The sequence below is a fragment of the Micromonospora sp. NPDC049497 genome, assembly GCF_044465805.1.
In the GTDB taxonomy this organism is placed as follows: domain Bacteria; phylum Actinomycetota; class Actinomycetes; order Mycobacteriales; family Micromonosporaceae; genus Micromonospora.
In genome coordinates this window covers 79,086-95,488 of the sequence record NZ_JBITMC010000016.1, presented here as the reverse complement: position 1 = coordinate 95,488, position 16,403 = coordinate 79,086, and the positions used below count along the sequence as shown (strand labels likewise).

General features: G+C 71.3%; 16 protein-coding genes. All 16 read right to left on the bottom strand.

Going from position 1 to position 16,403, the window contains the following annotated elements:
* Window positions 1-24: 24 nt before the first annotated feature.
* Entirely contained in the window at window positions 25-2,547 is a 2,523-nt protein-coding gene (locus ACIBR0_RS21485) for an NADH-quinone oxidoreductase subunit G (protein ID WP_396718258.1), read from the bottom strand.
* Window positions 2,547-3,863 (bottom strand): NADH-quinone oxidoreductase subunit NuoF, encoded by a 1,317-nt coding sequence (gene nuoF, locus ACIBR0_RS21480; RefSeq protein ID WP_396718256.1) that lies wholly within the window; start codon window positions 3,861-3,863, stop codon window positions 2,547-2,549. The genes ACIBR0_RS21485 and nuoF overlap by 1 nt, the downstream gene beginning before the upstream one ends.
* The gene (gene nuoE / locus ACIBR0_RS21475) at window positions 3,860-5,029 is read right to left on the bottom strand and encodes an NADH-quinone oxidoreductase subunit NuoE (RefSeq protein WP_396718253.1); all 1,170 of its coding nucleotides are present in this window, start codon (window positions 5,027-5,029) and stop codon (window positions 3,860-3,862) included. Before nuoE ends, nuoF begins: the two co-directional genes overlap by 4 nt.
* On the bottom strand, window positions 5,026-6,351 hold the full coding sequence (locus ACIBR0_RS21470; protein ID WP_396718250.1) for an NADH-quinone oxidoreductase subunit D: 1,326 nt from the start codon (window positions 6,349-6,351) through the stop codon (window positions 5,026-5,028). Before ACIBR0_RS21470 ends, nuoE begins: the two co-directional genes overlap by 4 nt.
* Entirely contained in the window at window positions 6,348-7,085 is a 738-nt protein-coding gene (locus ACIBR0_RS21465) for an NADH-quinone oxidoreductase subunit C (RefSeq protein WP_396718248.1), read from the bottom strand. The genes ACIBR0_RS21470 and ACIBR0_RS21465 overlap by 4 nt, the downstream gene beginning before the upstream one ends.
* Window positions 7,082-7,762, bottom strand: a complete 681-nt coding sequence (locus ACIBR0_RS21460) for a NuoB/complex I 20 kDa subunit family protein (RefSeq protein ID WP_396718245.1) — start codon at window positions 7,760-7,762, stop codon at window positions 7,082-7,084. Before ACIBR0_RS21460 ends, ACIBR0_RS21465 begins: the two co-directional genes overlap by 4 nt.
* A 13-nt stretch (window positions 7,763-7,775) precedes the next feature.
* Entirely contained in the window at window positions 7,776-8,141 is a 366-nt protein-coding gene (locus ACIBR0_RS21455) for an NADH-quinone oxidoreductase subunit A (RefSeq protein WP_357030053.1), read from the bottom strand.
* 134 nt (window positions 8,142-8,275) lie between these two features.
* The gene (locus ACIBR0_RS21450) at window positions 8,276-9,550 is read right to left on the bottom strand and encodes a geranylgeranyl reductase family protein (RefSeq protein ID WP_396718242.1); all 1,275 of its coding nucleotides are present in this window, start codon (window positions 9,548-9,550) and stop codon (window positions 8,276-8,278) included.
* 136 nt (window positions 9,551-9,686) lie between these two features.
* The gene (locus ACIBR0_RS21445; protein WP_396718240.1) at window positions 9,687-9,917 is read right to left on the bottom strand and encodes a hypothetical protein; all 231 of its coding nucleotides are present in this window, start codon (window positions 9,915-9,917) and stop codon (window positions 9,687-9,689) included.
* 80 nt (window positions 9,918-9,997) lie between these two features.
* Window positions 9,998-10,708 carry a demethylmenaquinone methyltransferase gene (locus tag ACIBR0_RS21440; protein WP_396718238.1) on the bottom strand — a complete coding sequence of 237 codons (711 nt, stop codon included), beginning with the start codon at window positions 10,706-10,708 and terminating at the stop codon, window positions 9,998-10,000.
* 110 nt (window positions 10,709-10,818) lie between these two features.
* Entirely contained in the window at window positions 10,819-10,953 is a 135-nt protein-coding gene (locus ACIBR0_RS21435; RefSeq protein ID WP_396718236.1) for an LPXTG cell wall anchor domain-containing protein, read from the bottom strand.
* Window positions 10,954-11,228: 275 nt separating this feature from the next.
* On the bottom strand, window positions 11,229-12,407 hold the full coding sequence (locus ACIBR0_RS21430; protein WP_396718233.1) for a hypothetical protein: 1,179 nt from the start codon (window positions 12,405-12,407) through the stop codon (window positions 11,229-11,231).
* 287 nt (window positions 12,408-12,694) lie between these two features.
* Window positions 12,695-13,885 carry a cyclic dehypoxanthinyl futalosine synthase gene (mqnC, locus tag ACIBR0_RS21425; RefSeq protein ID WP_357030064.1) on the bottom strand — a complete coding sequence of 397 codons (1,191 nt, stop codon included), beginning with the start codon at window positions 13,883-13,885 and terminating at the stop codon, window positions 12,695-12,697.
* A gap of 164 nt (window positions 13,886-14,049) precedes the next feature.
* Window positions 14,050-15,159: a 1,2-phenylacetyl-CoA epoxidase subunit PaaE gene (gene paaE, locus ACIBR0_RS21420; protein ID WP_396718230.1), complete on the bottom strand. Its 1,110-nt coding sequence runs from the start codon at window positions 15,157-15,159 to the stop codon at window positions 14,050-14,052.
* Entirely contained in the window at window positions 15,156-15,632 is a 477-nt protein-coding gene (paaD, locus tag ACIBR0_RS21415; RefSeq protein ID WP_396718228.1) for a 1,2-phenylacetyl-CoA epoxidase subunit PaaD, read from the bottom strand. The genes paaE and paaD overlap by 4 nt, the downstream gene beginning before the upstream one ends.
* The gene (gene paaC / locus ACIBR0_RS21410; RefSeq protein ID WP_396718225.1) at window positions 15,629-16,354 is read right to left on the bottom strand and encodes a 1,2-phenylacetyl-CoA epoxidase subunit PaaC; all 726 of its coding nucleotides are present in this window, start codon (window positions 16,352-16,354) and stop codon (window positions 15,629-15,631) included. Before paaC ends, paaD begins: the two co-directional genes overlap by 4 nt.
* Window positions 16,355-16,403: the final 49 nt, after the last annotated feature.

Here is a 16,403-nt window from a genome sequence, read left to right as displayed (position 1 = left end):
GCTGCGCTCCTTCACTCCTCGCGCTCACCGGTTACCCCCGGAGTTGAGGAGCGGACCGGGACGGCCGGCCGCGTCCGCCGCGACCGGCTCGGTCGCGTCGGCCTGGTGGGGAAGGTCGGCCGCCACCGTGGAGGCCGAGACCCGGACGACCGCGCCGGCCGGCACGCCGAGGCTGCGCCGGACGGTCGAGCCGGGCGAGTTGGTCGGCAGCCAGACGACCCCGTCGGGCATTTCGGTGACCGCCGCCGGCAGGGTGACCCCGCCACGGTCGGTCCCGACCGTGACCGGGTCGCCGTCGGTGACGCCGAGCGCCTCCGCCGTGCCCTTGCCCAGCCGGACCACCGGCGGGCGGGCGGTGCCGGCGAGGTGCTCGTCGCCGTCGATCAGGCTGCCCAGGTCGACCAGCTGGTGCCAGGTCGCGAGCACGGCCTCACCGGCACCCGGGTGCGGCACCGGGCCCGGCTCCACCGACGGCGGGGCCGGGCGGTCGGTGCGGGTCCGGGGCAGGGCGCCCAGCTCACGCCGGATGCTCGGCACGTCACCGGTGCCGAGCCGCACGTCGAGCTGCGCGGCGATCGCGTCCAGGATCCGGGCGTCGGTCATCGCGGCGGTGTTCAGCACCGCCTCGAAGGTGCGCAGGCGGCCCTCCCAGTCCAGGAAGCTGCCGGCCTTCTCGACCACCGGGGCGACCGGGAAGACCACGTTCGCCCGCCGGGCCACGGCGCTGTTGCGCAGTTCCAGGCTGACCAGGAACGGCACCGCGTCCAGGGCGGCCTCGGCCAGCCTCGGGTCGGCCAGGTCGGCCGGGTCGACCCCGGCCACCACCAGCGCGCCCAACTGGCCGTTCGCCGCCGCGGTGAGGATGGCGTCGGTGTCCCGGCCCGCCTGGCTCGGGATGACCCCGGCCGGGATGTCCCACGCCTCGCCCAGCTCGGCCCGGCCGGCCGGCTCGGTCACCAGGCGTCCGCCGGGCAGCAGGTTGGGCAGGCAGCCGACGTCGACCGCGCCGCGGTCACCCGCCCGGCGCGGCACCCAGGCCAGCTTCGCACCGGTACGCCGGGCGACCGCCGCCGCCGCGGAGAGCCCGCCCGGTACGCCACCCAGCCGCTCGCCGACGATCAGGATCGCGCCCGGCTGGCCCAGCGCCTCGGCGACCGTCGCGTGCTCGGCGAGCACGCTGGCCTCCTCGCCCGGCACCACCCGGGCCAGCTTGGCGCCGAGCTTCTCCAGGCCCCGCGTGGCGAACGGCGCGATCGCGTACACCGTCAGGGTCTTCTTCAGGTACGCCTTGCGCAGCCGCAGGAAGAGGATGGGGCACTCCTCCTCCGGCTCCAGGCCGACCAGCACCACGGCGGGAGCGTTCTCCACGTCGGCGTAGGTCACGTCGGTGGCCCCGGCGACGCTGCTGGCCAGGAAGTCGGCCTCCTCGCGGGAGACCGGGCGGGCGCGGAAGTCGATGTCGTTGGTCTGCAGGGCGACCCGCGCGAACTTGCCGTACGCGTAGGCGTCCTCGACGGTCAGCCGGCCGCCGGTGAGCACCGCCGTGCCCTGCCCGCCGTCCCGGGCCGCACGCAGCCCGTCGGCGGCGACGCTGAGCGCCTCGCTCCAGGAGGCCTCGCGCAGTTCACCGGTGCGCTCGTCACGGACCAGCGGAGTGGTGAGCCGGTCGAAGGCGCGGGTGTACTGGAAAGCCCACCGGCCCTTGTCGCAGTTCCACTCCTCGTTGACCGCCGGGTCGTCGCCGGCCAGCCGGCGCATGACCTTGCCGCGCCGCCAGTCGGTGCGCTGCGCGCAACCGGCCGAGCAGTGCTCGCACACGCTGGGGCTGGAGACCAGGTCGAACGGGCGGGCCCGGAACCGGTACTGGGCCCCGGTCAGGGCACCCACCGGGCAGATCTGCACGGTGTTGCCGGAGAAGTACGAGTTGAACGGCACGTCACCGGAGTCGCCCTCCTCGCCGTACGCCTCGTCCCGGTAGATGTTGATCTCCTCGGCGGACGACCGGCCCATCAGGTCGATGAACTTGTCGCCGGCGATCTCCTCGGAGAACCGGGTGCAGCGCTGGCAGAGCACGCAGCGCTCGCGGTCGAGCAGCACCTGGGTGCTGATCGGCAGCGGCTTCGGGTACTCCCGCTTGTGCTCGTGGAACCGCGAGTCGGTGCGGCCCGTGGACATCGCCTGGTTCTGCAGCGGGCACTCGCCGCCCTTGTCGCACATCGGGCAGTCGAGCGGGTGGTTCATCAGCAGCAGCTCCATGACCCCCTCCTGCGCCTTCTTGGCGACCGGGGAGGTGAGCTGGGTGCGGACCACCATGCCGTCGGCGACCGTCTGGGTGCAGGAGGCGACCGGCTTGCGCTGCCCCTCCACCTCGACCAGGCACTGCCGGCACGCGCCGGCCGGGGCCAGCAGCGGGTGGTCGCAGAACCGGGGGATCTCGGTGCCCAACTGCTCGGCGACCCGGATCAGCAGCGCTCCCTTGGGGGCGGTGACCTCGACGCCGTCGATGGTGAGCGTGACCGTCTCGGTCTGCTTGACTACGTCCGTCATCAGTGGGCTCCAACCAGCTGCTTGTCGGAGAGCTTCGGCGCGGTACGACCCTCGATGTAGTCGAGGTAGTCCTGCTTGAAGTACTTCAGCGACGAGGTCACCGAGCTGGTAGCGCCGTCACCCAGGCCGCAGAACGAGCGGCCGAGGATGTTGTCGCAGGTGTCGAGCAGGGTGTCCAGGTCCTCGTGGGTGCCCTGGCCGGCGAGGATCCGCCGGTAGACCCGGACCATCCAGTAGTTGCCCTCGCGGCACGGGGTGCACTTGCCGCACGACTCGTGGTGGTAGAACTCCAGCCACCGGTACGTCGCGTACACCGGGCAGTCCTGGTCCGAGAAGATCTGCGTGGCCGTCGTGCCGAGGATGGAGCCGGCGGCGGCCACCCCCTCGAAGTCCAGCGGCACGTCGAGGTGCTCGGCGGTCAGCAGCGGCGTCGACGAGCCGCCCGGAGTCCAGAACCGTAGGTTGTGGCCCGGTCGCATCCCGCCGGCCAGCTCCAGCAGCTCCCGCAGCGTCACGCCCATCGTGCACTCGTACTGCCCCGGGTTGGCGACCCGGCCGGACAGCGAGTAGATCATCGGCCCGGAGGACTTCTCCGTGCCCATGGTCTTCCACCAGTTTGCGCCGCCCAGCACGATGTACGGCACGCTGGCGATGGTGCCGACGTTGTTCACCACGGTCGGGCTCGCGTACAGGCCGTGGGTCGCCGGGAACGGCGGGCGCAGCCGGGGCTGACCCCGGAAGCCCTCCAGCGAGTCCAGCAGCGCGGTCTCCTCACCGCAGATGTACGCCCCGGCACCCGAGTGCACCACCAGCTCCAGGTCGAAGCCGCTGCGCATGATGTTCTTCCCGAGGTAGCCCTTGGCGTACGCCTCCTGCACGGCGTTGCGCAGCCGTCGGGCGGCGTGCACCGCCTCGCCCCGGATGTAGATGTAGGCCCGGTTGGCGCGGATCGCGTACGACGCGATGATCACGCCCTCGACCAGCGAGTGCGGGTCGTGGGTCATCAGCGGCAGGTCCTTGCAGGTGCCCGGCTCGCCCTCGTCGGCGTTGACCACGAGGTAGTGCGGCTTGCCGTCGCCCTGCGGGATGAAGCCCCACTTGAGACCCGTGGGGAAGCCGGCGCCGCCCCGGCCGCGCAGGCCGGAGTCCTTGACCAGCTGGATCAGGTCGTCCGGGTGGGCCTTCAGCGCCTTGCGCAGCGCCGCGTACCCGTCGAGCTTCTCGTAGGTGCCGATCCGCCAGGCGTCCGGCGAGAGCCAGCGCTTGGTCAGCACCGGGGTGAGCTTGGCCAGCGTCTCCGGCCGAGGAGCGGTCACTTCTGGACCCCCGTTTCGCTCGCGACGGCGGAGCCCGGGCCACCGGTGCCCGTCCCTGCTTCCGCTTCCTTCAGGTTGCGCTCCTGCGCCGCGGCCTCGTCGCCGGCGGGCTTGCCGTCACCGGCGGGCGCGTTGGCGGCGACACCGGCGGCCTCGGCCTCCTGCGCGTCCCGTGGCGCCGGGGCGGTGCTGTCGGTCGGGACCTTCGTGCCGGGGGCGTCCGGGACGGCGGTGTGCGCGTCCGGCTGCCGCGTCTCGGCGGCCCGGATCTCCGGCGACTTGTCGTCGGGGGCCTTCACGTCCGGGGCGGTGCTGCCGGTGGCCGCGGCGGCGGGAGCCGGCTCGCCGACGCCGGCGTTGCCGGGCGTACCCGTCGGGGCGGACGCGCCGTCGCCGCCGCGGACCGGGGCGACGGCGGGCGCGGCGGCCGGCTTCGCGGCCTCGGCCTTCGCCTTCGCCTCGGCGGCGGCCTGGTCGGACTCGGCCTTGCTGCGGATGGGCGTGTTCGGGTCGAAGCCCGGCACCGAGATGCCGTGCTGCTCGGCCAGGCGCAGGCCCCGCAGGGTCGGCTCCCCCGGCTCGCCGTCGGCGACCGCGCCGTCACGCTCGTCGGCGAAGCCGGCGAGTTGCACGGCCATCTCCTTGAGCGTGCAGAGCCGGGCGCCGCGGGTCGGCATGGGCCGGCCACCCGCGCGAAGCTCGTCGACGACGCCGACCGCGGTGCCCGGGTCCACGTTGTCGAAGAAGTCGTAGTTGACGGTCATCACCGGGCCGTAGTCGCAGGCCGCCAGGCACTCGGCGTGCTCCAGGGTGATCGTCCCGTCGGCGGTGGTCTCGTCGTGCCCGACGCCCAGGTGCTCGGCGAGGGTGTCGTAGACCTCCTGGCCGCCGAGCACGTTGCACATCGTGTTGGTGCAGACGCTGACCAGGTAGTCACCGGTCGGACGGCGCTTGTACATCGTGTAGAAGGTCGCCACCGCGCCGACCTGGGCCTTGTTGAGGCCCAGCACCTCGGCGCAGAACGCGACACCGGCCGGCGAGACGTAGCCCTCCTCCGCCTGCACCAGATGCAGCAGCGGCAGCAGCGCCGAGCGGGACCGGTCGGCCGGGTAGCGGGCGACGATCTCCCGCGCCCGCTCCCGGGTCTCTTCCGTGAAAACAGTCATCGGTCACAACCACCCATCACGGGGTCCAGCGAGGCGCCACCGGCGATCACGTCGGCGATCAGGCCGCCCTCGGCCATCGCCGGGAGGGCCTGGAGGTTGATGAAGCTCGGCTCCCGGTAGTGCACCCGGTAGGGCCGGGTGCCACCGTCGGAGACGGCGTGCACGCCCAGCTCGCCGCGGGGCGACTCGATGCCGATGTAGACCTGGCCCGGCGGCACCCGGAAGCCCTCGGTGACGAGCTTGAAGTGGTGGATCAGCGACTCCATCGACTGACCCATGATCTTGGCGACGTGCTCCAGCGAGTTGCCCATGCCGTCCACGCCGATGGCGAGCTGCGCCGGCCAGGCGATCTTCTTGTCGGCGACCATCACCGGGCCCGGCTTCAGCCGGTCCACCGCCTGCTCGACCAGCTTCAGCGACTCCCGGATCTCCGCGAGACGCACCAGGTAACGGCCCCAGACGTCGCCGTCGGCGTGCGTCGGCACGTCGAACTCGTACGTCTCGTAGCCGCAGTACGGCATGGTCTTGCGCAGGTCCCAGGCGAGACCGGCGGACCGCAGGACCGGGCCGGTCACGCCGAGCGCGAGGCAGCCGGTCACGTCGAGCACCGCCACCTGCTGCGTCCGCTCCAGCCAGATCACCTGGCCGGAGAGCAGGTCCTCGTACTCCTTGAGCCTCTTCGGCAGCAGCTTGAGGAACTCGCGGATCTTGACGATCGCCTGGTCCGGCACGTCCTGGGCGACGCCGCCCGGCCGGACGTACGCGTGGTTCATCCGCAGGCCGGTGATGATCTCGAAGATCTCGAGGATGTACTCCCGCTCGCGGAAGCCGTACAGCATCATGTTGATCGCGCCCAGCTCCATGGCCGTGGTGGCCAGCCAGACCAGGTGCGACGAGATCCGGTTCAGCTCCATCATGAGCACCCGGATGGTGGTGGCCCGCTCGGTGATCTGCTCCTCGATGCCGAGCAGCTTCTCCACCGCGAGGCTGTACGCCGTCTCGTTGAACAGCGGGGACAGGTAGTCCATCCGGGTCACGAAGGTCGAGCCCTGGACCCAGTTGCGGTACTCGAGGTTCTTCTCGATGCCCGTGTGCAGGTAGCCGACGACCGAGCGGGCCTCGCGGACCGTCTCGCCCTCCAGCTCCAGGATCAGCCGCAGCACGCCGTGCGTCGACGGGTGCTGCGGACCCATGTTGACGATGATGCGCTCTTCGTTGATCGGGTCGGTGCCGGAGACGACCTCGTCCCAGTCCCCGCCGGTGACGGTGAAGACCCGACCCTCGGTGGTCTCGCGCTCGGTGGCGTAGTTCGGCGTTGTCACTGGTACGACCTCCGCTGGTCCGGCGGCGGGATCTCGGCGCCCTTGTACTCGACGGGCACGCCGCCGAGCGGGTAGTCCTTGCGCTGCGGGTGGCCCTCCCAGTCGTCCGGCATGAGGATCCGGGTGAGGTTGGGGTGGCCGTCGAAGACGATGCCGAACATGTCGTACGCCTCCCGCTCCTGCCAGTCGGCGGTCGGGTAGACGGCGGTGACGCTCGGCAGGTGCGGGTCCTCGGCGGAGACCGCGGCCTCCAGCCGGATCCGGCGCCGGTACGTCATCGAGGTGAGCTGGTAGACGGCGTGCAGCCGGCGCTCTTCCGCGCCGAGGTAGTCCACGCCGGACACCGAGGAGCACAGCTCGAAGCGCAGCGCCAGGTCGTCCCGGAGCACCTGGCACACCTCGGCGATCCGCTCGGGGCGTACGTGCAGGGTCAGCTCGCCCCGGTCGACCACGACCTTCTCGATCGCCTCGCCGAAGGCCGGGTACGCCTCCTCCAGCGCGTCCGCGACCTCGTCGAACCAGCCGCCGTACGGCCGGGCCGCGTCCTCGATCGCGCGGCGCGGACGGACCAGGCCGCCGTAGCCGGAGACGTCGCCGGAGCCCTGGTTGCCGAACATGCCGCGACCGGCCGGGCTGGCCGGCGGGTACTCGGCGGGAGCGGTGCTGCTCGCACCGGCCGGCGTGGTCGGCACCGGTACGCCGCCGCCGTCGACCCGGTCGTTGGGTGCGGTCACTTCTGGACACCCCCGTGCTCGTGCAGGTGGTTCTGGGCCTTCATCCAGTTCTCGATCCGCAGCTGCTCCTCGCGCCCCTCACGGACCGCCTTGGTCCACTCGGCGCGCCGGGCCTTGTCGCTGCGGTACGACGACGGCATCGAGCCGTACGGGACGACCGGGACGTCACCGCGCTCCTGGCGGGCCTGGAGCATCTTGCGGCCGTTCGCGCCCAGCGGCTCGTACATGATCTTCTCGCGGAGCTTGAGCACCGCGTCGATGAGCATCTCCGGCCGCGGCGGGCACCCCGGGAGGTACATGTCGACCGGGACGATGTGGTCGACGCCCTGGACGATCGCGTAGTTGTTGAACATGCCGCCGCTGCTGGCGCAGACGCCCATCGACAGCACCCAGCGGGGCTCGGCCATCTGGTCGTAGATCTGGCGGAGCACCGGGGCCATCTTCTGGCTCACCCGACCCGCGACGATCATGAGGTCGGCCTGCCGGGGCGAGGCCCGGAAGACCTCCATGCCCCAGCGGCCCATGTCGTAGTGCGGGCCACCGGCGGCCATCATCTCGATCGCGCAGCAGGCGAGGCCGAACGTGGCGCCCCAGACCGACGACTTCCGCGACCAGTTGACGAGCTTCTCCACCGAGGTGAGCAGGACACCGGCGGGGAGCTTCTCCTCGATACCCATCTGAGTTCCTCCCTCAGTCCCAGTCCAGGCCGCCGCGCCGCCAGACGTAGGCGTAGGCGACGAAGACCGCGACGATGAACAGGACCATCTCCACGAAGCCGAAGATCGGCAGGGCGTCGAACGAGACCGCCCAGGGGTAGAGGAAGATGATCTCGATGTCGAAGACGATGAAGAGCATCGCCGTCAGGTAGAACTTGACCGGGAACCGGCCGCCGCCGACGGGCTGCGGGCTGGGCTCGATGCCGCACTCGTACGCCTCGAGTTTGGCCTTGTTGTAGCGCCGGGGGCCGGTGAGCCGGGCGGCGGCCACGGAGAACAGCGCAAACCCCGTGGCGAGGGCGAACAGCCCGATGATCGGTGCGTAAGGCGAGAGCGACATCTTTTCTCCTGCTCGTCCTTCCCTGCCCCTGGTGCTTGACGAAAATCACACTATTCACGTCCCGCGTGACGACCGCCAGCGGGGGTCGATCTTTGTACCGTGCCCGGGGCCGGAAGCGGCCCTGAGCAGGACGTCTATACCGCTGGTGCCACCTTCGTCATCGCGTTGATGACCCGGTCCATCGCGTCCCCGCCGCGCGGGTCGGTCAGGTTGGCCAGCAGCTTGAGCACGAAGCGCATCAGCATCGGGTGCGGCATGCCGTGCTTGGTCGCCATCCGCATCACCTCGGGACGGCCGATCAGCTTCACGAAGATGCCGCCGAGCCGGTAGTAGCCGCCGAAGCGCGCCTTCAGCTCGGTCGGATACGCCATCAGCGCGCGCTCCCGCTCCGGACCGGCCGGCCGCGCGAGGGCCTGCACCGCGATCTCCGCGGCCAGCTCGCCGGACTCCATCGCGTACGCGATGCCCTCGCCGTTGAACGGGTTGACCATGCCGCCGGAGTCGCCGACGAGCATCACCCCGCGGGTGTAGTGCGGCACCCGGTTGAAGCCCATCGGCAGCGCGGCGCCGAGGATCGGCCCCTCCGCGTTCGTCTCGTCGGTCATGCCCCACTCGGGCGGCGTGTTGGCCAGCCAGTCGGTGAGCAGGCGGCGGTAGTTCGTCTTGCCGAACGCCGACGACGAGTTGAGCACGCCGAGGCCGACGTTGACCCGGCCGTCCCCGAGGCCGAAGATCCAGCCGTACCCGGGGAGCAGGGCGTCGCTGTCCCGGCCGCGCAGCTCCAGCCAGGACTCCAGGTAGTTGTCGTCGTGCTTGGCCTCGCAGCGGTAGTAGCGCCGCACGGCCACGCCGATCGGCCGGTCCTCGCGCTTGGCCAGCCCGAGGGCCAGCGGGAACCGGCCGGAGACGCCGTCCGCCGCGACGACCAGCGGGGCGTGGAAGGTGGCCGGCTCCTTGTCCGGCCCGACCTCGGCCGTCACGCCGATCACCCGGTCGTCGGCGTCGAGCACCGGACCCATGACGTTCACGCTGGTGCGCAGCTTCGCGCCGGCGGCGAGGGCCCGCTGGGCGAGCAGGTCGTCGAAGTCGAGCCGGGTGCGGACCAGGCCGTAGTTGGGGTAGCTGGCGAGATCGGGCCAGTCCAGCTCCAGCCGGACGCCCCCGCCGATGACCCGCAGGCCGCGGTTCTGCAACCAGCCGGCCTCCGGGGACGTGTCGACGCCCATCCGGATGAGCTGCCGCGTCGCGCGGGGGGTCAGCCCGTCGCCGCAGACCTTCTCCCGGGGAAACTCGGTCTTCTCCAGCAGCAGCACCCGTACGCCGTGCCGGGCCAGGTGGTACGCGGTAGCCGACCCACCGGGACCGGCGCCCACGACGATCACGTCGGCGTCGTTCTCCACCGAGGTCATCTCGCGCCTCCTCCCGCACGCTCGTGAAATGCTTCACAAGCCAGACGCTGAGGAGTCTATGACCGGCGTTACACCGGTGCCCGGTGAGGGGTACCTAACTTGCCGGAAACAGGCCGGTCGACGTCCACTTCGGGGGTCAGCGGCGCGCCCGCACGGTGGTGTCCAGACCGGCATCGGCCCGGATCGTCTCCGGGAGGTGCTCGCGGAGGGCTCCGCCGGCCGCGCGGTCCAGCGCGGCGAGTACCTCGGCCACGACCTGACGGACATCGGCCGGGTCGGCACCGGCCAACTCCTTGAGCTGCGCGATGAGTTCCGCGGCGTCGTCGTCGGTCGCCACCGGGAGGTCCGTCCGGTTTGGTCCCGTCATGGAGGGCAGCCTACGGAACAAACTGGACTAAAGCGGTGCATTCCTGAAGATGCACCGCCGCACCCCGTGACTTTCCGTGATTAGTCGCGCACCCCACGGTGCAGGGCGACCACCCCGCCGGTCAGGTTGCGCCACGCCACCCGACCCCAACCGGCGCCGGCGACCCGCGCCGCCAGTGCCGACTGGTCGGGCCACGCACGGATCGACTCCGCCAGATAGACGTACGCGTCGGGATTGCTGGACACCGCGCGGGCCACCGCCGGCAGCGACCGCATGAGGTACGACAGGTAGACGGTGCGGAAGGCCGGGTTGACCGGCGTGCTGAACTCGCACACCACCAGCCGGCCGCCCGGACGGGTCACCCGGGCCAGCTCACGCAACGCGGCGTCGGTGTCGTTGACGTTGCGCAGCGCGAAGGAGATGGTGACCGCGTCGAAGCTGGCGTCGGCGAACGGCAGCCGCAGGGCGTCCCCGGCCAGCAGCGGCACGCCGGGACGGGTCCGCTTCCCCGCGTACAGCATCCCGAGGGACAGGTCGGCGCCGACGGCGTACGCCCCGGACTGGGCCAGTTCCTCGGTCGACACGCCGGTGCCGGCACCCACGTCCAGCACCCGCTCCCCCGGCCGCAGGTCCAACGCGGCCCGGGTCGCCCGCCGCCAGGCCCGGTCCTGCCCGAACGACAGGACGGTGTTGGTCAGGTCGTAGCGGGCGGCCACACCGTCGAACATCGCGGCGACCTCGTGCGGCTGCTTGTCCAGGCTGGCGCGCTGGCCCTGCGGGGTACGGCTCACCCCTCCACTCTGCCAGCCCCCGCCGAAACCGAAGGAAGGGCCCCTTCCTAACGCCTCCGGTAGAGGAAGGGCCCCTTCTTAACGTCCGGCCGCCGTGCGCAGCGCGACTGTCAGTCGGCCTTCTTCTCGTCGCCCGGGTTGACCAGGACGACCTTCCGTCGCCGGGAGAGCAGCAGGAGCGCGCCGCCGGTCAGCAGCACGCCGGCGCCGACGCCGCCGATCAGGCCGACCTGCACGCCGGTCACCGGCAGGCCGCCGTCTCCGCCGCCACCGCCGGTGCCGGGCGTGGTCGGGACGACGGTGGGCGTGCCGGTCGGGCCTGCCGTCGGTTCCCCGCTCGGCGTCGGGTCGGGAGTGGGCTGCGCGGTCAGCGAAGCTCGTCCCCGTACGCCAGGGTCGGAAGGCGTGTCCGGCCCGCGCGATCGGGCCGGGACACAGTACGGGCGGGATGGTGACCCATCCCGCCCGTACTGCCGTGCATTTATATGAACGACCCTCGCGGGTCGATGGAGGACAGCGGTCAGACCGCCGACTTCTCGTCGCCCGGCGTCACCAGGACGATGCGCCGACGGCGCGCGACCATGAACATCACACCACCGGCGAGGAGCACCGCGCCGCCGATCCCGCCGATCAGGCCGGCCTGCGGGCCGGTGACCGGGAGACCGCCACCGTTGTCGCCGCCACCGGTGCCGCCCTTGCCGGCCACGATCACGGAGAAGTCGTCGGTGTTGTCGCTGGCGTCCACGTCCTTGTCGGACACGCCCTCGGCGTTCTGCGGCAGGTTGGAGGTGGTCGCCTTGGTCGCGTTGCTGGCCGCGGCGCCCTCCTTCCACAGCGGGTCGATGGTGACCTCGCCACCGGTCAGGCTGCTCGGCTTGACGCCGGCGTCGACCTTGACCAGGTTGTAGAAGCGGGCACCCGCGTAGAGCTTGTCACCGTCCTTGTCCTGCGAAGCCGGGACCAGAACGGCCTCGTACTGGCAGGTCAGGGCAGTCATCGCGTCGTTGTAGGTGCAGTCCTCCTCCTTCTCCGCGAAGGTCGCGCCCTTCGGCAGCTTCACGGAGATGCGGAGACCGGTCGTGGCCTGGTCACCCTGGTTGAACGCGCTGTAGATGAGCTGGCCGGTGTTACCAGCCTGGAGGTCACCGACCTGGGTGATGGAGCCACCCTCGACCTTGACCGCCTTGCGCACGTCGTCGGCGACGACCGAGAGGTCCGGCCCGGTGCCCTCGACCTTGACGTCGACGGTCACCAGGTTGTTGGACTCGTCGGGGTCGTCGCCCTCGTGCAGGATCAGGGCGCTGATGGAACCGGCCGGGCCGGTCCCGTCGCCCTTGCGGGTCAGCGGGAAGGCCCAGTCGACGTCCTCACCGGCACCGATGGTGTCGCCCTCGATGCCACAGAGGATCCAGCCGTCCTCGCGGGTGTTGCAGCCGCTCTCGTTGATGTCGACGAGCTTGGTGTCCAGCTTGCTGATGTCGAGGCCGACCAGAACGCCCTTGGCGTCGACGGCGCTCTTGTTCAGCAGCGAGACGCTGGCGAACTTGCCCGGCGCGCCGACCGCGATCGTGGTGCCGGTCGCCTTGATGGCGAGGTCCGCGGTGTTGTCGGCCAGGGCCGGCGCGGCGAACGCGCCCGCGGCGACCAGCCCGGCGGCGCCGGCGCCCAGGTACGCGGCAGCACGGTTACCGAAGATCATGAAAGGTCCCCCCGTTGGGGTGAAGGAAACGTACGGGCGGGGACGTTAGCGCTCCGCGATCATCGCCGCCAGCCCCGTCGCACGGCGGGTCGGCCTGCCGATCTAAGGACGACTTAAGGATTGTCCGGATTGATGGTGGTTGTGATCCCGCGCGGCCTACGGGAATCGACACAACGTTCATCGAATCGATATCTGCGGACCCGCCAGGATGACCAAACGGTCCATCAGCGATGATCACGTAGAGTGATCGATCGTTGATGGACCGTGGGACACCCGGCTCGGAGGGGTCAGCGGGCCTCGACCAGCGGCAGGGTCTTCCCGGCGCCACCGCCGGGAAGGGCGATGGAGGAGAAGTGCGACACGACCCGCTCGTCGGTCGGGTCGTCCGCCGGGGTCCGGTGCACCGCGAGCCGGTTGTAGAGCGTGTCCCGCTGGGCCGGGATCCGGTCCGCCGAGCGGATCATGCCGATCAGCTCGTGCAGGTTCGAGCGGTGCCGCGCGCCGGCCGAGGAGATCACGTTCTCCTCCAGCATGATCGAACCGAGGTCGTCCACTCCCATGTGCAGGGCGAGCTGCCCGACGTCCTTGCCGGTGGTCAGCCAGGACGCCTGCAGGTGCGGCACGGTCTCGAAGAACAGCCGGGCCACGGCGACGAGCCGCAGGTACTCCAGGGTGGTGGCCTGGGTGCGGCCCTTGAGGTGGTTGTTCTCCGGCTGGTACGTCCACGGGATGAAGGCCCGGAAGCCGCGCGTACGGTCCTGCACGTCGCGGATCATCCGCAGGTGCTCGATCCGCTCGGCGGCCGTCTCGCCGGTGCCCATCATCATCGTGGCGGTCGACTCGACGCCCTGCCGGTGGGCCAGCTCCATGACCTCCAGCCAGCGCTCGCCGGACTCCTTGAGGGGCGCGATCGCCCTACGGGGTCGCTCCGGCAGCATCTCCGCGCCGGCGCCGGCGATCGAGTCCAGGCCGGCGGCCTTGATCCGGGAGATCGCCTCGTCCAGGCTCACACCGGAGACCTTGGCCATGTGCAGGATCTCGCTCGGGCCGATCGAGTGGATGGCCAGCTGGGGGTACGCCTGCTTGACCGAGGAGAACAACTCCTCGTAGTACTCGACGCCGTAGTCCGGGTGGTGCCCGCCCTGGAGCATGACCTGGGTCGCGCCCAGCTCCACCGCCTCGCCGCAGCGGCGCAGGATCTCCTCGGTCGGGTGGGTCCAGCCCTCCTTGTGCTTCGGCGCACGGTAGAAGGCACAGAACTTGCACGCCGTCACGCAGACGTTCGTGTAGTTGATGTTGCGGTCGATCAGGTACGTGACGATGTTGTCCGGATAGCGCCGCCGACGGACCGCGTCGGCCGCCTCGCCCAGGGCGTGGAAGGGCGCCTCGGTGTAGAGCAGCAGGGCCTCCTCGGGCGTGATCCGCCCGCCGTCCGCGCCACGCTGCAGGATGTCGTCGATCTCCCGGCTCACCGTCACGCCTCCGAGCCTACGTCGCCCCCGAAGCGTCAGCCCACGGGTGCCTTCCTGTGTCGTCCAGCCCACCGCCACCTCCGCGATCTTGCACTTTCGGCCCCCTGTTCGCCCCGATATGCGCGGGATGTCAAGGCAGAAAGTGCAAGATCGCGCTGATGGCGGGGTCTCTACGCGTCGTAGTCGACCGTCAGCCGCTCGGTGGTGGGGCTGGACTGGCAGGTCAGCACGTACCCGTTGGCCACCTCGTCGGGCTCCAGCGCGTAGTTGCGCGCCATGGTCACCGCGCCGTCGACGACCTTGGCCCTGCACGTCGAGCAGACGCCACCCTTGCAGGCGTACGGCAGCTCACCGCGCACCTTCAGCGCCGCGTCCAGCACCCGCTCCTCGCGGCCCATGGTGAAGGTTGAGGACCGGCCGTCCAGCACGATCGTCACCTCGGCGCCGGCGCCCGGGGTGTCACCGGGGCGGCGCACCGGCTCCGGCGGCGCGTCGACGTGGAACAGCTCGGTCCGCACCGCGGACTCCGGGACTCCCCGCGCGGTCAGGACCTCCCGGGCGTCGACCACCATGGCGTACGGGCCGCAGAGGAACCACTCCTCGATGGCCTCGCCGGGCACGATCGTGTCCAGCAGTCGACCGAACCGCTCGGCGTCGATCCGCCCGGACAGCAGCGGCGACTCACCCTGCTCCCGGGAGAGCACGTGCACCAGGTGCAGCCGGGTCGGGTACCGGTCCTTCAGGTCGGCCAGTTCCTCGGAGAACATGACGGTGTTCGCCGTGCGGTTGCCGTACACCAGGGTGAACGTGCTGGCCGGCTCGACGGCCAGGGCGGTCGCGACCAGCGACAGCACCGGGGTGATGCCGGAACCGGCGACGACCGCGCCGTAGTGGCGGACCCGGTCCGGCGCGAACGCCGTGGTGAAGTGCCCCAGCGGGGGCAGCACCTCGACGGTGTCGCCGCCGCGCAGCGCGCCGCAGGCGAACGCGGAGAACGCGCCACCGGGGATCTCGCGCACCCCGATCCGCAGCCGGCCGTGCCGCGCCAGCTCCTCCGGAGTGGAGCAGATGGAGTACGAGCGCCGCACGTCCTCCCCGCCCTCACCGGCACGCCGGACGGTCAGGTGCTGGCCGGCGGAGAACGCGAAGGTCTCCCGCAGCTCCTCGGGCACGGCGAAGGTGATCGCCACGGCGTCGGCGGTGAGCCGGTCGACGGCGGCGACGGGCAGCGGGTGGAAGACCGGCCGGCGACGGACCGGACGGGTGATGGTGACAGTCACAGCGCCTTCAGGTGGTCGAAGGGTTCGGAGCAGGAGCGGCAGCGCCAGAGCGCCTTGCACGCGGTGGAACCGAAGCGGCTGATCTGCTCGGTCTCCGGGGACCCGCAGCGCGGGCAGCGGACCGCGAGGGTCAGCGGGACGACGTTGCCGGCCCGGACCGGGGCCGGCGGGGCGATGCCGGCGGCGGCCAGCTTGGCCCGGCCCTCCTCGGAGATCCAGTCGGTGCTCCAGGCCGGGCTGTAGGTCGTGCGGACCTCGGCGTCGGGGTGCCCGGCGCCGGCCAGCGCCCGGCGGATGTCGGACCGGATCACGTCCATCGCCGGGCAGCCGGTGTAGGTGGGGGTGATGGTGACGACGACCCGGCCGGTGGCCGGGTCCTCGTCCACCGACCGCAGGATGCCCAGCTCGTCGATGGTGATAACCCGGATCTCCGGGTCCACCACCGCCGCGACGGCCGCCCTGGGATCGGTCACCACCGCGCTCCGGGATGGGCGCGGTGCAGCACCTGCATCTCGGCCAGCAGGTACGACAGGTGCTCGGTGTGCACCCCGTCCCGCCCGCCGCCCGGCGCCCAGGTCGTCTCCGGCCGGGCCAGCGTCGCCTCGTCGAGCACGGTCGACACCACGGCGTCGAAGTCGGCCCGCAGGGTGGCCGGATCGACCGGAGCCGCCGGGTCCGCCGTGAACAGCTCGTGGGTGTACGGCCAGACCTCGTCCACGGCCGCCTGCATCCGGCGGTGCGACTCCTCGGTGCCGTCGCCGAGCCGTTTCACCCACAGCGAGCTGTGGTCCAGGTGGTACGCCGACTCCTTACGGGCCTTCCCGCCGATCGCGGCCAGCCGCTCGTCGCCGCACCCGGCCAGCGCCGTGTAGAGCGGAAGCTGGTACGCCGACAGGAAGAGCAGCTTCGCCATGGTCACCGCGAAGTCGCCGTTGGGCAGCTCGACCAGGAGGCAGTTGCGGAACTCCCGGTCGCTCCGGAGGAACGCCAGCGCGTCCTCGTCCCGGCCGGCGCCCTCCAGCTCCCCCGCGTACGTGAGCAGCAGCCGCGCCGCGCCGAGCTGGTCGAGGGCGATGTTGGACAGCGCGATGTCCTCTTCCATCTCCGGCGCGCGGGTCGACCACTCGCCGAGCCGCTGCGCCGCGATCAGCGCGTCGTCGCCGAGCGCGAGGACGAAGTCGAAGGGACCGTTCACAGCGCCGTCTCCGTTCGCGACTGCGGGGCTCGCAAACCCGGCTCACTCC

Coding starts and splice junctions, on each gene's coding strand:
- ACIBR0_RS21445 (WP_396718240.1), bottom strand. CDS start 9,917: ATGACGGGACCAAACCGGACGGACCTCCCGGTGGCGACCGACGACGAC.
- ACIBR0_RS21485 (WP_396718258.1), bottom strand. CDS start 2,547: ATGACGGACGTAGTCAAGCAGACCGAGACGGTCACGCTCACCATCGAC.
- ACIBR0_RS21430 (WP_396718233.1), bottom strand. CDS start 12,407: ATGATCTTCGGTAACCGTGCTGCCGCGTACCTGGGCGCCGGCGCCGCC.
- ACIBR0_RS21450 (WP_396718242.1), bottom strand. CDS start 9,550: ATGACCTCGGTGGAGAACGACGCCGACGTGATCGTCGTGGGCGCCGGT.
- ACIBR0_RS21460 (WP_396718245.1), bottom strand. CDS start 7,762: ATGGGTATCGAGGAGAAGCTCCCCGCCGGTGTCCTGCTCACCTCGGTG.
- nuoE (WP_396718253.1), bottom strand. CDS start 5,029: ATGACTGTTTTCACGGAAGAGACCCGGGAGCGGGCGCGGGAGATCGTC.
- ACIBR0_RS21455 (WP_357030053.1), bottom strand. CDS start 8,141: ATGTCGCTCTCGCCTTACGCACCGATCATCGGGCTGTTCGCCCTCGCC.